General features: G+C 73.3%; 14 protein-coding genes and 1 pseudogene. 9 read left to right on the forward strand and 6 right to left on the reverse strand.

Features of this window, described 5'->3' with window-relative positions:
- The first annotated feature begins 102 nt into the window (after nt 1–102).
- Nucleotides 103–375 carry a hypothetical protein gene (locus tag ABZW30_RS29210; protein ID WP_355674192.1) on the forward strand — a complete coding sequence of 91 codons (273 nt, stop codon included), beginning with the start codon at nt 103–105 and terminating at the stop codon, nt 373–375.
- A gap of 337 nt (nt 376–712) precedes the next feature.
- Nucleotides 713–1201: an NUDIX domain-containing protein gene (locus tag ABZW30_RS29215; protein WP_355674193.1), complete on the forward strand. Its 489-nt coding sequence runs from the start codon at nt 713–715 to the stop codon at nt 1199–1201.
- Nucleotides 1202–1223: 22 nt separating this feature from the next.
- Here the strand turns inward: ABZW30_RS29215 and ABZW30_RS29220 are convergent, their stop codons facing one another.
- Entirely contained in the window at nt 1224–1763 is a 540-nt protein-coding gene (locus ABZW30_RS29220) for a PTS fructose transporter subunit IIA (RefSeq protein ID WP_355674194.1), read from the reverse strand.
- 338 nt (nt 1764–2101) lie between these two features.
- Between ABZW30_RS29220 and ABZW30_RS29225 the strand changes: the two genes are divergently transcribed.
- From ABZW30_RS29225 to ABZW30_RS29240, 4 genes are all read left to right on the forward strand, one after another.
- Nucleotides 2102–2359, forward strand: coding sequence for a DUF397 domain-containing protein (locus tag ABZW30_RS29225; RefSeq protein WP_355674233.1), 258 nt, complete (start codon nt 2102–2104; stop codon nt 2357–2359).
- Nucleotides 2360–3110: 751 nt separating this feature from the next.
- Complete coding sequence (locus tag ABZW30_RS29230) at nt 3111–3605, forward strand: hypothetical protein (RefSeq protein ID WP_030058989.1); 495 nt, start codon at nt 3111–3113, stop codon at nt 3603–3605.
- A gap of 67 nt (nt 3606–3672) precedes the next feature.
- Nucleotides 3673–3756: a putative leader peptide gene (locus tag ABZW30_RS29235; RefSeq protein WP_355211871.1), complete on the forward strand. Its 84-nt coding sequence runs from the start codon at nt 3673–3675 to the stop codon at nt 3754–3756.
- A gap of 374 nt (nt 3757–4130) precedes the next feature.
- Nucleotides 4131–5246 (forward strand): acyl-CoA dehydrogenase family protein, encoded by a 1116-nt coding sequence (locus tag ABZW30_RS29240; protein WP_355674195.1) that lies wholly within the window; start codon nt 4131–4133, stop codon nt 5244–5246.
- Between the two features lie 25 nt (nt 5247–5271).
- Here ABZW30_RS29240 and ABZW30_RS29245 read toward each other — a convergent pair whose 3' ends face one another.
- Complete coding sequence (locus ABZW30_RS29245) at nt 5272–6483, reverse strand: phosphotransferase (RefSeq protein WP_355674196.1); 1212 nt, start codon at nt 6481–6483, stop codon at nt 5272–5274.
- A 471-nt stretch (nt 6484–6954) separates the two neighbouring features.
- Between ABZW30_RS29245 and ABZW30_RS29250 the strand changes: the two genes are divergently transcribed.
- Nucleotides 6955–8436, forward strand: coding sequence for a hypothetical protein (locus ABZW30_RS29250; RefSeq protein ID WP_355674197.1), 1482 nt, complete (start codon nt 6955–6957; stop codon nt 8434–8436).
- Nucleotides 8437–8526: 90 nt separating this feature from the next.
- On the opposite strand, the gene ABZW30_RS29255 is transcribed toward ABZW30_RS29250, so the two are convergent.
- Complete coding sequence (locus ABZW30_RS29255; RefSeq protein WP_355674198.1) at nt 8527–9063, reverse strand: hypothetical protein; 537 nt, start codon at nt 9061–9063, stop codon at nt 8527–8529.
- A gap of 288 nt (nt 9064–9351) precedes the next feature.
- Between ABZW30_RS29255 and ABZW30_RS29260 the strand changes: the two genes are divergently transcribed.
- Nucleotides 9352–10851: a HEAT repeat domain-containing protein gene (locus tag ABZW30_RS29260; RefSeq protein ID WP_355674199.1), complete on the forward strand. Its 1500-nt coding sequence runs from the start codon at nt 9352–9354 to the stop codon at nt 10849–10851.
- Nucleotides 10852–10995: 144 nt separating this feature from the next.
- Here ABZW30_RS29260 and ABZW30_RS29265 read toward each other — a convergent pair.
- From ABZW30_RS29265 to ABZW30_RS29275, 3 genes and pseudogenes are all read right to left on the reverse strand, one after another.
- Nucleotides 10996–11274, reverse strand: a pseudogene (locus tag ABZW30_RS29265) (undecaprenyl-diphosphate phosphatase); the annotation flags it as partial.
- A 161-nt stretch (nt 11275–11435) separates the two neighbouring features.
- On the reverse strand, nt 11436–12131 hold the full coding sequence (locus ABZW30_RS29270) for a class I SAM-dependent methyltransferase (RefSeq protein WP_355674234.1): 696 nt from the start codon (nt 12129–12131) through the stop codon (nt 11436–11438).
- Nucleotides 12132–12206: 75 nt separating this feature from the next.
- Nucleotides 12207–12767, reverse strand: coding sequence for a PadR family transcriptional regulator (locus ABZW30_RS29275; RefSeq protein WP_355674200.1), 561 nt, complete (start codon nt 12765–12767; stop codon nt 12207–12209).
- Nucleotides 12768–12894: 127 nt separating this feature from the next.
- Between ABZW30_RS29275 and ABZW30_RS29280 the strand changes: the two genes are divergently transcribed.
- The gene (locus ABZW30_RS29280; protein ID WP_355674201.1) at nt 12895–13665 is read left to right on the forward strand and encodes an alpha/beta hydrolase; all 771 of its coding nucleotides are present in this window, start codon (nt 12895–12897) and stop codon (nt 13663–13665) included.
- Nucleotides 13666–13746 lie beyond the last annotated feature (81 nt).

Below are 13746 nucleotides of genomic sequence, written 5' to 3' on the forward strand. Positions count from 1 at the left end.
TCCGCAGGCCGGGAGCACCCCCGTACGGCCGGTTGCCCCGGGTGCCGGATCCCTTACTCCCCGCGGGCTGCCCCGGGCGCGTGCCCGGGGTACCTTGGGCTCATGGCAGATGCGGACCGTGATCCCTTGCACCTGCACGGCGCGAGCCGGATGGCCCGGGCGTGCAGCGGTGGAGCCCTGGTCACCCACCAGATCCCGTTGGCGATGGTCGGCCTGGCCTGCCTGACGCTGGGCATCGTCGTGGCCGTAATGGTTCCGGACAGTGACGGACCGGCCTGGGCGATGGCGGTGGCCGGCTGTCTGGCGGCGGGGGTCCTGCTGCTCGGCCGGATCGCCTTCGGGGTGTTCCGTGACCGGCGGCGCGCCACGCTCTAGCGGGAACGGAGCCGGACCCGAGCTGTAACCCGACGGGAGAGTTGAGCGATAGATCAACAGATCGAGTGAAATTGGTCAGATCGACCGAATTTCATCTTGTCCGGCAATCCGGCGCCCCCTCTTTCACCATTCCCGGACAACCACTTCATTCTCCCCTTACTGTGAATAGGTTCTTGCGGCTCGGAGCGCCGTGGAGGGAAGCGATGAGCGGCAGACCGGGTGTGGCCGTGTCCACTCCTCGGCCTCACCGTCCTCGCCCCGCTGTGCCCGCACGGCGACCACCGGCACGGTGACCTCCCCTCGGCGATCAGCCGGGGTGGCTGGATAGGCTCGCGGCATGGCCATTCCCCCTTTCCTCGCCGAACTCCGCTCCATGGTCGGCACCCGCCCGCTCTGGCTGAGCTCCGTCGTCGCCGTCACCGTGGACGACCGGGGCCGGGTGCTGCTCGCCCGTCGGGCCGACGACGGGCGCTGGGCGCCGGTCGGCGGCATCCTCGACCCCGGCGAGCAGCCCGCCGACGGGGTGGTGCGCGAGTGCCTGGAGGAGACCGGGGTGGTGGTCGTTCCCGAGCTGCTCGCCTCGGTCACCGTCTCGCCCCAGGTCACCTACCCGAACGGCGATGTGACGCAGTACCTGGTGCTGACCTTCCGCTGCCGGGCGGTCGGCGGCGAGGCGCGGGTGAACGACGACGAGTCGCTGGAGGTCGGCTGGTTCGGGCTGGACGAGCTGCCGCCGATGATCGACACCGAGGACGAGCGGCTGCGCCACGCCCTGGAGTGCCAGGGCCCGGCGATCTTCAGCTGGGACGGCACGGAACGCCCGTGAAGCCCGTCAGCCCGCGGCCCCGTCAGATCTTCCCCTGCCGGTAGGCCTCCTCCGCCGCGTCCAGCACCGCCGTCAGGTCCCCGCCCGCCGTGGCGGTCGCCGTGGCGGCCACCGCGCCCTCCACGAACGGGGCGTTGGCGAAGCGGACCGGGAAGGGCAGGCCGTGCTCGTCGGCGTCCGAGAGCAGGGCCCGGACGGTGGTGACCGCCCCGCCCAGGTCGGCGAGCACCACCACGCCGTGCCCCTGGTCGACCCGCCGGGTGGCGGCGGCCACCAGCACCGCGCTGATGCCCGGCCCGTCAGTCGGATTGCCGCCGGTTGCGGCGACCGGCGCGGGGGAGTCGGATCCGGTCAAAGCGAGCGCCAGGTTGCGTACGGCGGTGGCCAGTTCCTGGCTGTGCGAGACCAGGACGATCCCGACCCGGCCGTGCGCGGCCGGCCGGGCGGGGGTCGGTCGGGGTCGCGGGGTGGGCACGGGTGGGGTGCGGGGCGCCGGGGGGTGGGCCGAGGGGGCGTCGGAGATGGGGATGACGTCTGCGCGGGTGCCGTCCCGGCGGCTCATCGGCTGCTCCCTAAGGCGGGGTCGTGGGCTGGGGGGTGGGTTCGGGGCCGTACGCGCCCTGGCAGCACTCTGGCAGCTGCCCCCGGCCCCCGTCGCTCGGGACACGCCTCCGGCGCGCCCGGACGAGCCGCAGCGGGCCCCAGCGGGACCCGACCGGGACCCGACCGGGCCATGAGGAGGGCGGCGGGCGGCACGGAGCCTCGACCGCTGCTCCGGCGGCGCTCCTGCGAGGCCCCGCCTCCCCACCCGGTGGAGTCCTCGTCAACCCGCTGACCGGGCCCGGGCGGTGTGGCTAGGCTGGCCATGGAATGCCGTCGGGAGGAGATCGGTCAGTGGCAGTGAACAGCGGGACGGACATCGAGGAGGCCGGCGTCCAGCCGGAGCTCGCGCCGAACGGGAAGCCGAAGGTGGACTTCACCGGGGCCGAGTGGCTGTGCAGCAGCCAGGGCGTCGGGGACGTCCAGATCGCCTTCGTGGACGGGTACATCGGGATGCGGGACGGCCGCCAGGAGGAAGGTCCGATCCTGGTCTTCACCCCGGCCGAGTGGCGGGCCTTCGTGCTCGGTGCCCGGGACGGCGAGTTCGACCTCACCTGAGGCGCCGACACGTACCCGCGGAGCGGACCCCTCCGGCACGGAAGTGCGCGGTGAACGGGTCCGCTCCGCGGGTGGTTCGGCAGCTGATTTCGGCACCGAACATCACGACTGATGATTCTTTGAGCGTGACCCGTCAGAATTTCTGTTGACTGTTAGACAAACGCAGCTCAGAGTATGAGCACAGGCAGACGCCGTGCCCACCGCCCCCACGCGGCCAGACACGGCGCCTGCTGTGCGGCCCGGCAGTATTGCCAGGCCATCCTCCCAGTCATCCCCTGCGCACCGGGGTGCGTTGGCCGGTCCCGGCCCACAAGGGGCCGGCAGTCGCCGGGAGGCTGGCGCCGAAGCCGAGAGCGACTCGGGTGACGGCACCTTTTGCTCGGGACCCGCACGCCCCCACGCGGCGGCGTCCCGAGCAGATCCACGGGAGCGACGGGCCGGGGCCCCGCGGATCTGGCTCTTGTTGCATGGAACTTTTGGCTTGTGTGTTGTGCTGTGTGCGATGACGAAGCTGGGTGCTCGGCTTTTCGGCACGACAAGTGCACAGTGAGGGATACGCGTGTAGGGCCGCGTTGCGACATGCCGTCCCCCCGGAGGGTGAAACCCAGAACGGCTGTCGTGCTGAACCGAACGTAGCCCGGACGGTTGCTCAGAGTCAACATTGGTCTCTGAGCGTCGATCTCCCGCCGGTCCCGAGTCGGTGCCCCACCCACCTCGCGAGCGCGGTGTGCCGGGCACGTACGATGTTCCCATGTCTTTTCTCCGCCGTCGCTCCGGACAGCCCGCCGGCCCGGACTTCGACGTGCTCGCGATGGACCCGGGAGACTGGCCCGGCGACTTCGGTGCGGCCATGATGACCGGCCCGGACGGCTCCTGCCAGGGGATTTTCCTGCGCTACGACCTGTTCGGCGGCAGGGGCCCGGCGATGTTCATCGGTAATCTCCCCGAGGGCTCGCCCGCTCGGGAGACCGGCGACGACGTGCCCTTCGAGGTGCGGCAGCTGCTCGCGGCGCTGGAGAACGACGAGCCGGTCGAGTTCGTCTCGGCCGAGGACTTCCCGGTCATGCTCGGGGACGACCTGCTGATCGTGAAGAAGGTCAAGGTCAGCGAGGAGCGCGTGTTCTGCGCCCAGTTCGGCCGCAGTGACGGTGTCCTGGTCACCATCGCGTCCTGGGACCGACCGATTTCGGACGACCTGTATCAGCTGCTGAAGCCGCTTCCGGCAGACATGTTCCAGCAGGGCTGACCGGGCTCGCGCCCCAGGCCCGGGCACTGCTTGACGGTTTCGATCACCGGTTCGTACAGTCGCGGACATGCCGTGCCGTCTCCCGCTGCTGACCCGTCGCAGGCATCTCGACCTGCGGCGTACCGCCAGTGCGGTGTGTCCGGGGCGCTGAGGGGGATTCGTCCCCGTGGCGGCAGGCGGCCGGCCTGACCCGGTCGGCGCCGAATCCGGGGGCGGGCCGTGCGTCGACCTCCGGGGCCGCCAGTCGGTTCCGCGCGCCCGTACGGCGTGCCGTACGCACCCGCTGAGCTCACGCTGCCGCCCGGAGGCACCAGCATCATGACGACCAGCCCTGCCACCGATCGTCCTTCGAACGATCGTTCTCGAACTGAATCATCGGATTCCGGCCAGCCCGCTACCGGCCACCCGGTTCCGAACCGCACCGGTTCCGGTCGCTCGGATGCCGGCCACCCCGGTTCAAGCCACTCCGCGCCGCCCGCGCCCGACCGCACCGCGGTCGGGGCCGCCCTGGCCGGACTGCCCCGGGTGGTCGACCTGCTCGCCGCCCGCGCCGAGGAGCACGACCGCGACGCCACCTTCCCGTACCAGGGCATCGAGGCCGTCCACGAGGCCGGGCTGCTCACCCTGACCGTCTCCCAGCGGTACGGCGGACCGGGCGGCACGCTCGCCGACACCGTCCGGGTGCTCGCCGAACTCGGCCGCGGCGACGCCTCGGTGGCCGTGGTCACCGCCCTCACCCTGCTCCGGCACGCCGAGCAGGCCCGCCGCGCGACCTGGCCGACGGCCGGCTACCGGCGGCTGCTCACCGAGTCCCGGCGCGGGCCCGCCCTGGTCAACACCCTCCGGGCGGAGCCCGGGGGCCAGCCGGGCGGACTGCCGCGGACGGTGGCCCGACGGGACGGCGGCGGCTGGCTGCTGACCGGCCGGAAGACCTACTGCACCGGCGCCGAGGCACTGGCCTGGATGGCGGTCACCGCGCGGACCGACGAGCCCGAGCCGAGGATCGGCACCTTCCTGGTCCGCGGCGAGAGCGAGGGCCTGGAGATCGACCCGACCTGGGACCAGCTCGGCCTGCGGGCCAGCGCCAGCCACGACGTGGTCCTCGACCAGGTGCGGGTGCCGGCCGAACTGGCACTCGGCCTCGGTGCCCCCGGCCCCGGGCAGGAGGACGGGCCGGAGACCGAACTCTCCCGCGCCTGGCAGGATCTGGCCCTCGCCGCAGTGGCGATCGGGGTCGCCCGGGCCGCCGAATCCTGGCTGGTTCGCTTCCTCGACCAGCGCACTCCGGCCAATCTGACCGAACCGCTCGGCACTCTGCCCCGTTACCACTGCGCCCTCGGCGAGATCGAGGCCCAACTGATCGGCGCCGAGGAGCTGGTCGAGGGCCTGGCCCTCCGGGTGGACCGGGGCGAGCCGGACGCCGTGGCCCGGACCGGTCCGGCTCACGTGCTGGCCACCCGGGCCGCCACCGCGGCGGTCCAGCAGGCCGTCGCGCTCACCGGCAACCCGGGGCTGAGCCGACGTCACCCGCTGGAGCGCTACCTGCGGGACGTGCTCAGCAGCCGGGTGCACCTGGCGCCGGAGGAGGCCGTCCTGGAGGCCGCCGGCCGGGCCGCCCTGGAGCGCGGCGCCCGGCCCTGACAAGCCCGTGCCGTTGCAAGCCGGTTCAGCGGGTCCCGACTGCGGCCCGGACGGCCCGACGGGCCAGCGCGGCGTCGTCGTAGAGCCGGCGGATCATGATCCGCTGCTCCTCGCCGGCGCCCGGCACGTCGTACAGCCGGATCTCCCGCATCAGCACCAGCACCAGGTTCACCAGGAACGCGTCCCGGGCCAGCGTGCCGCCGCTCTGGGCGAGTTGGCTGATCTGGCGGCGGGCGGCCGTGTCGCCGGAGAGCACGCTCCACAGCACCGCCAGGTCGTAGCCCGGCAGGTACCAGCCGGCCTGCTCCCAGTCGACCAGCACCGGGCCGGACGGCGCCAGCAGCATGTTGCTGAGCAGGGCGTCGCCGTGGCACAGCTGCAGCGGGGTGTGGCTGAGACCGTGCAGCAGGCCGCGCAGGTCGCCGGCGTCCCGGTCGGTGAGCTGGCCCACCGAGTGGTAGCGGGCGATCTCCAACTGGTAGTCCAGGCGTGGCTGGAACACGTCGCTCGGCGGCCGCCAGAGGTTCAGCGTCCGGACCGCGCCGAGCAGCGCCCGCACCTCGCCCGGGGTGGGCGCGTTGACCGGGTGCCGCTCCCGCGCGGCGGGCCGGCCGGGAACGCGCTCCATGACCAGCACGCAGCGGTCGTGGTCGGCCGCGACCAGCCGCGGCAGCCGCACCGGCGGGCGGTGCCGGACGAACGCCCGGTAGACCGCGACCTCGTGGTGGAAGTCGGCCACCAGCTGCTCGAAGTACTCACTCCGCACCGCCTGCGGCGCCAGGCACTTGGCGACCACCGGGGCCCGCCCGATGGTGCCCGCCACCAGGATGTGGCGGCTGCCCTCGCGCAGGACCTGGCGCGGGGTGAACGCCGGACATATCCGCGCGACGCTCGCCAGCGCGGCCCGTACCGCCGGGGTCTGCAGCGCCGACGGGTCGATCCGCTCGGGCGCGGCGGGCTGGCCGGGCCGACGGGCCCGCAGCACCTGGCCGTCGGCCTGGCGGGCGAGCGGGAGGCGGTGGCCGGCCGGCGGGGCGGTCACCGGGCCGCTCAGTCCCAGCGCCGTACGGCCGGCCGGGACCCGGGCGTCCGTGGACCGGCCCTCGGTGCCCCGCGGAGCCACCGGGCGGCTCGCCGGGGGCACCTGCTTCGGGCCGGGACGGCCGGCGGCTGCGGTGGGGGGGCGCAGCGCGGTGCGGGTCGCGGTCGGCGTGGGGGTCGTCGCTGAGGAGTACATGGGCTGAGGGTGGTCCCTTCCGGTCCGTCGGCGGGTTACCCCGCGGGGCGGGGGAGGGCCGGTGCCGTGTGCTTCCTGGTGCGACGGCGGCCCTGCTTCGGTCGGTGGGTGGTGCGCGGGCGCCGGGCACGGACGCGGGGTCGGAACCCCTGTTCGGCAGTGCTCCGGCCGTCCGCACCCTGGGGAATGCGGTCGGCCGGACTGCCGTGGCCGTGCCCGGCGCCCCCGCGCCACCCGGCCGCGCCACCCCCTCGGGTGATGACCGGGAGCGTCCCGTGCCACGGTCGGGGGACTGCCCCGACCCAGGTGGGACGCCGCCCGACCCAGGGGGCGAGGTGGCGCACCCCTACAACACACCCGTCGGGCACTGGCTTAGTAGTCTGGCGGGCCCTGGCGAACGGTGGCGAATGCTCGCCTGGCACTTGCCGGAGCCTCTAGCCTCGGAGGAAGCCGAGGAACCTGGGGGCTTCATTGAGCAGGGGACCCAACACCCGACTCGCCGATCTGTTCGTCCTGACCGGATGGTCCAAGGGCGAGTTGGCGCGGCTGGTCAACCGTCGGGGTGCCGCGATGGGGCAGCAGCAGCTGTCCACCGACACGTCGAGGGTACGGCGTTGGATCGAGCGGGGGGAGATCCCGCGCGATCCGGTGCCGAGGGTGCTGGCAGCCGTGTTCACGGAGCGGCTCGGACGTGTCGTCACCACTGAGGACCTCGGTCTGGAACGACACCGGCCCACCAGGTCCGGAGCGGAGCCGTCCGCAGCAGCGCCATGGTCGCCGGAGCGAACAGCCGCGGTCCTCACCGAGTTCACGGGAATGGACCTCATGCTGAACCGACGTGGATTGGTGGGCGCGGGAGCCGCGCTCACGGCCGGGGCGGTCATCGCCGACTCGCTGAAGGGCTGGCTGGGCGGGGACGCGGTCGCGTACGCGGCCTCGGTGCCCGGGCCCCGCCAGGTGGTCACCGGGGGCGGCGCGCGCCCGGTGGTGGACGTGTACGACGCGGGCCCGGTCGGGCTCGACGAGGTGGAGTCGCTGGAGCGCTCGGTGCAGGTGTTCCGCGCCTGGGACGCGGCGCGCGGCGGCGGGCTCCAGCGCAAGGCCGTTGTCGGTCAACTCAACGAGGTGGGCGGCCTTCTGACGCACCGGCACGATCCGGTCGTGGAGCAGCGGTTGTGGCTGGTCGCGGCCAACCTCGCAGTGCTCGCGGGCTGGATGTCGCACGACGTGGGACTGGAGCCCACCGCGCAGCGGTACTTCACGATCGCGGCCGAGGCGGCCAAGGAGGCCGGCGACCGGCCGCGGGCCGGTGAGGCGATCTCCCGGGCCGCGCGGCAGATGGTGCACCTGGGCCGGGCCGACGACGCGATCGACCTGATGTCGGCGGCCAAGGCCTCCGGCGGTCGGCTGCTGCCCAGAACACGCGCGATGTTCAACACCGTCGAGGCCTGGGCGCACGCCTCGATCGGGCACTCCCAGGACACCTACCGCCTCCTCGGCGAGGCCGAGGAGCTGTTCACCGAGGAGGCGCCGGAGCCGCCGCCGAACTGGATGCAGGTCTTCGACGAGGCGGAGCTGCGCGGCATGCAGGCGCTGGTGCTGCGCACGCTGTCCGAGCACGACCGGGCGGCGGCTCCCCTGGCCCAGCGGCACGCGGAGCGGGTGATCACCCTGCGGGAGGGCACAGGTCAGCTGCGCTCGGCACTGTTCGACCGGATCACCCTGGCCTCGGTGCACTGGATCACCGGGGAGCCGGACGCGGCGGAGTTCCAGGCCAAGATGGTGATGAACCTGATCGGCCAGAACTCCTCGCACCGGACCTGGGACCGGCTGCGCGAGATGTACCGGCTGACCGCGCGGTACCGGGGGCTGCCGGTCGTGGACGAGCTGCGGGCGGAGCTCGGGCGGGAGCTGCGGGCGGCGGACGCCAAGAACCGGCCGCGGCTGTCGTGAGGTGGGTGGTGACGGGCCGGGGCGCGGCCTCGGCCGTCGTGAGGCGGGTGGGTGGCGTGCTCGCTCGCCCGGGAGGATCCGGGGTGCGGTTCAGAATGGCGGGGCCGGCCGGAGCAGCATCCGCAGCGCGGTGACGGTGCCGTCCGCGCCGAGCACGGGTTCGCCCGCGCACTGGACGCTGTCGTGCCGTCCGTCGGTCCGGCGGATCCGCAGAGTGCCGGCGGCCGGGCGGCCGTGCACCAGGGCGTCGGTCATCATCCGGCGCAGCAGCGGCCGGTCCGTCTCGGGGAGGCGGTCGGGCAGCCGGTCGAGGCTGAGCGGGCCGCGGCCCGGGTCGCAGCCGAGGAGGAGGTAGGTCTCCGCGTTCCAGCGAATGCCGTCGGTCAGCAGGTCCCACTCGGCCGAGCCGACGAACCGGTCGTCGGCGCCGCCGTTGCCGAGGTAGGGGCCGGACGGCTCCTGCGCCGTGCCGTCCACTCTGCCGTCCGTTCCGCTGTCGGTGCCGCCGTCCGCCTCGTCGCGGGCGCGGTCGGTGCTGCCCGCGGCGCCCGGGCCGTCGGCGCCCGCCGGGGTGCCGTCCACCATGGCGGTGTCCGGCGGGCGGGCGGCACCTAAGGGCATGTTCATGACGGGTCCATCGCTCGGTGCGACCAGCCGTGTGCGGGTCGTTGGGGGTAGTGAGAAGACTGTCGCACAGCGCCCTCGCCGTTGTGGGCGATTTGGACAGATCGCAGGCAAAATTCCCCTGGCATATGCCACTGTGGCAGCGGCCTTCGTCGCCCTGTGTGCGGAAGGGGGCCCGAGGCGGTAACCTTCGGTGATTCCGGCGCCCGGGCGCCCACCGCAGTACCGACCAGAGACCCCGGCGACGGAAATCCCGTTGCCACTACGACCGCCGCAACGGATGCTGACCTCATGTTCGAGCCAGTGATAGCACCCAGTGCCAGCCTCCTAGGCCTCCTGCAGCGAGGCCGTGGTGACGGGCAGCTTCATGCGCTGGCCGCCGACCGTGCCGAGGCCATCGCCGCGCTGGAGGAGTGCGTCACCAGGGATCCGCGGGCTGACTGGCAGGTCGAGAGCCGCTCCCTCTACTACGCCCGCCTCTACATGGAGCTGGAGGCCTCCCTCGACGGGATCGAGGACCACCTCCACTCCGCCGAGGACCTCGTCAGCGACGACGAGAACCGCACCGGTCTCGCCCTCTCCGTCCTGGGCCACCTCGCGGCCTACGGCCGGCGGGACGCACTGCTGATGCTGCGCGAGTACGCCGCCACGGGTGCCAACTGGGCCTGGGCCCTGGACGAGCTCGCCCTGCGCGACGACGACCGCGGCCTGCTGCTGCTCGGCACCGCCGTGCTGGACCGCTTCCCGCCGGGCCCCGAGGGCGACGCCGAGCTGCGCGAGTTCATCCGCAACGCGTACGAGCCCCGGCCCTGGCGGCTGTGGGCGGCCTACCACCCGAGAGTCGCCGCGGCGAGCGAGCAGTCACCCTTCGACCTCTGGCAGCGCCAGATGAACCGCAGCGGCGTCACCCCGGGCTGGTCCACCTCCGACGTGCTGGTCTGGGCCGACCAGGGCGAGCTGGGCGGCCTCGGCGCCGACGCCTTCCTGTCCCGCCCGGAGCCCGTGCGGGCCGAGGACGACCCGTCCGCGCCCGACGCCGTGGACCGCCGCGCCGCTGCGGCCGCCCGCTGCCTGACCGCCGTGGTCCGCCCCGAGGACCGTCCCGTGCTGCTGGAAGCCGCCCGCGGCGGTCTGACCGGCGCCCGGCGGGCCGCCCTGCGCTACCTGGTCGACCAACGCGACCCGGCTGCCCTCGAACTGATCGAGGCTGCCGCAGCTGACGTGGACGACCGGATCGTTCGGGCTGCGCTGGAGCTGTTCGGCCGGATGCGCGGCCCCGAGGTGCTGGCGCAGGCCCGCCGCTGGGCCGACCCGGCCAGCGGGGGCGCCGACAGCGCGCTCGGCGAGGCCGCCGTCCGCCTGCTCGCCGACGCCGGGGAGTCGGTCGACGCGCCGCTGGTGGTCGCCGGGCTGCGCCGCTGGATGTCCGTGCGCGGTGTCAGCGGTACCGGGCTCGGTTCGCTGGTCGACGGTGCGGGGCGGCTGGCCGCCGCCGACGCCGTACCGGTCCTGCGCCACATCTACGGGGAGGCCGCCTCCTCCGAACTGCGCGGCCGCGCCGCCCGGGCGCTCGCCGTCACCGATGTGCACTTCCCCGAGGGGCCCGCCGTCGAGTGCCTCTGGGACTGCGAGGAGTCCACGCGCGAGCTCGCCGCGCGCCATGTCGCCACCACGGGCGACGCGCGTGTGCTGGAGCGGCTGCGACGGCTCGCCGCCGACCCGGCCGAGGAGGCCGAGGTCCACGCCGCCGTCCGCGGCCGATTGACCGCCGCCCGGGAGTTCGGGCGCTAGGTCCCGTCTGCGAGCCCCCGCCTGCGGGGCGACGCCAGGGCCCTGCTCCTCGCCGTTCAGTGGGCCGGGACACCGTGAAGGTGTCCCGGCCCACTGCTTTTCCGGCCGATCCGGCGTCTCGGATCTCTTTTGTGGAACGGCGTTCTACTTGATCGAACCCGCGTCCGGGGTCAGTGCGCCGCCCGCGACCAGGCCGATGATCAGTGCGCCGAGCAGCACCCGGTAGACCACGAACGGCAGGAAACTGTTGTTCGAGATGTACTCGAGGAACCAGGCGATCGCCGCGTAGCCGACCGCGAAGTCGATCAGGGCGGCCAGGACGGTGGGCTCCCAGGCAGGGGCCGGGCCCTCGCCGATCTTGAACAGCTCCGGCGTCCCCGAGGCGAGCACCGCCGGGATCGCGAGTAGGAAGGAGTAGCGGGCCAGCCCATCCGGGCGTCCGGGTCGGAGCGGGCGTGCGGACGACCGTGACCCGCGCGGACCCGGGCCGCGCGCGGGCCCGGCGCGCGGCCGATGGCACGGGGTGAAAGTGACAGTTCTTTGTTCACCCTTTAATCGGCCTTTGTGTGCCGCGCCTCCACGGCTCAGCCGAGCGGCCGGGCCCTGACCCAGGTGCGGTCCTCCGTCAGATACGTCTCGACCCGCAGGCCGGCGTCCGCCAGGGCCTGTTCGAAGGCTTCCGTGGTGAGCGGACGGGACAGGAAGGTCTGCGTCCAGGTGCCGTCCGGGAACTCGTACTGCGCGTGGACGGAGTTCACCCCATCACCCACCGGTGTGGCGGAGAGGATCCGGGCCGTCCCGGCCGTCCCGATCCGGCTCTCGCGCGGCACGTTGAGGTGCCAGTCCTCGCCCTCGCGCTGCACCAGCACACAGCCGTCCTCGGCGACATGGCGGCGGCAGGTCTCCAACAGGCCTTGGCGGACGGCCACATCGCCGGCGTGCACCAGGAAGGAGGCGAGCATGACGACGTCGAAGCGCTCGCCGAGGTCCAGCTCCTCGATCGGGCTGCGCACGGTGCGGACGCCCGCGCGGACCCGGGCCACCATCTCGGCGGATTCGTCCACGGCCGTGACGGTGAAGCCGCGGTCGACCAGCGGGTGGGTCATCCGGCCGACGCCGCAACCCAGTTCGAGAATGCTCGCGCCGGGCGGCACGGCGGACTCGATCACGTCCGGCGCGTTGCCCACCGGGAGTCGGGTCCACACCTCGACCGCGCAGCCGTCCGGGGTGATCGCGCCCGCGCCCGTGCCGTCGTAACCCTGGCGTCGCTCGTCGCTCATGTTCGTGTCGTTGTCCATGGGGGCCATCGGAACACGGGCGGGGCGAGCGGGGAAGGACGGTTCGGCGGCTTTCGGTCAGTCTGTCGGCTCCGCCGGTCCACCGGTTCGTGCGGTGCTCTCCAACGCGGCCACGGTGGCGCGCAGCCAGGAGAGTTCGGCCTCGGTCGTGGCGCGGGCGGTGAGCAGTAGGCCGCGCCGGAACGGGTCGGCGAACTCCTCGGCGCCGCGTGGACGGTCGCCGTCGTAGTAGAAGCTGGCCGGCTCGGAGAGGAACACCAGTCGGCGGCGGAGCACGGCGGCCTGGGCGGCCGGGTCGTCGAGGTGGCGCAGGAAGGAGAGCAGGGTGGTCCAGCGGTTGCCGTCGCTGATGTCCAGCGGCTCGGGCTCGCGCAGGGTGTCGAGCAGTGCGGTGCGGCCGGCGTCGGTGAGGTGCAGGGTGTGCCGGGGTGCGGCGGCGCTGCCGGGCTCGGTCTCGCGGACCAGCAGGCCGTCGGCCTCCAGGCGCTTGATCGCGGGGTAGAGCGTGCCGTCGCTGATCGGGCGGATGTGGCCGGTGAGCCCGGCGAGGTGGCGGCGCAGCTCGTAGCCGTGCAGCGGCCGGTCGTACAGGAATCCGAGGATGGCGAGCTTCAGCATGGGGCCACCCTCTCAGATCCGTGTCTCGGGGCGTGGATATATCGGTTCCGTGATACCTCGGTATCGATGTATGGTCTTCGTGATTCCACCGACCTCTTCGAGCCCTTCGAACCAGGAGTGTGTGCGCATGCACGAAGCCACCGTCACCCCGAACGGCGACCGGATCCGCTGGGTCGAACTGCCCGGCGCCGGGACGGCCCGGCTCTACCTGCACGGGCTGGGCGCCAGCTCGCCGGTCTACTTCGCCGCGGCCGCCGCCCACCCGCTGCTCGCCGGGCGCCGCTCGCTGCTGCTCGACCTGCTCGGCTTCGGCATCAGCGACCGGCCGGACGACTTCGGCTACACCCTGGAGGCGCATGCCGACGCGGTCGCTGCGGCCGTAGCGGCGGCCGGGCTGGACCGGGTCGAGGTGGTCGGCCACAGCATGGGCGGGGCCATTGCGATCGTCCTGGCGCACCGGCATCCCGAACTGGTCGCGCGGTTGCTCCTGGTGGACGCCAACCTGGACCCGATCACCCCCGGTCGGCAGCGGATCGGCAGCAGCGGGATCGCGAGCTACACCGAGGCGGAGTTCCTGGCCGAAGGGCGGGGAGAGGTCGCCGAGCGGGTTGGCCCGTTCTGGTGGTCCACGATGCGGCTGGCCGGACCGGAGGGCCTGTACCGCAGCGCCCTGCACCTCGCCCGGGGCAGCGAGCCGGCCATGCGCGAACTGCTGCTCGGGCTGGACCTCCCGCGTACCTTCCTCCACCCGGCGGCGGACGGCGAGCCGGAGGGCGTCGACGGGCTGCGCGCGGCGGGCGTGCGGGTGGTGGCCGTGCCGGACTGCGGGCACAACATCATGCTCGACAACCCGGAGGGCTTCGCGACGGCGGCCGCGGAAGCGCTCGGCGTGGACTGAGCTCAACGTGGAATGAGCTCAACGTGGAATGAGCTCAACGCGCGTTGAGCCCGCAATGCGGGTTGAGTCCGAACTAGGCTG

Source organism: Kitasatospora sp. NPDC004669, assembly GCF_040609455.1.
Taxonomy (GTDB): Bacteria; Actinomycetota; Actinomycetes; order Streptomycetales; family Streptomycetaceae; genus Kitasatospora.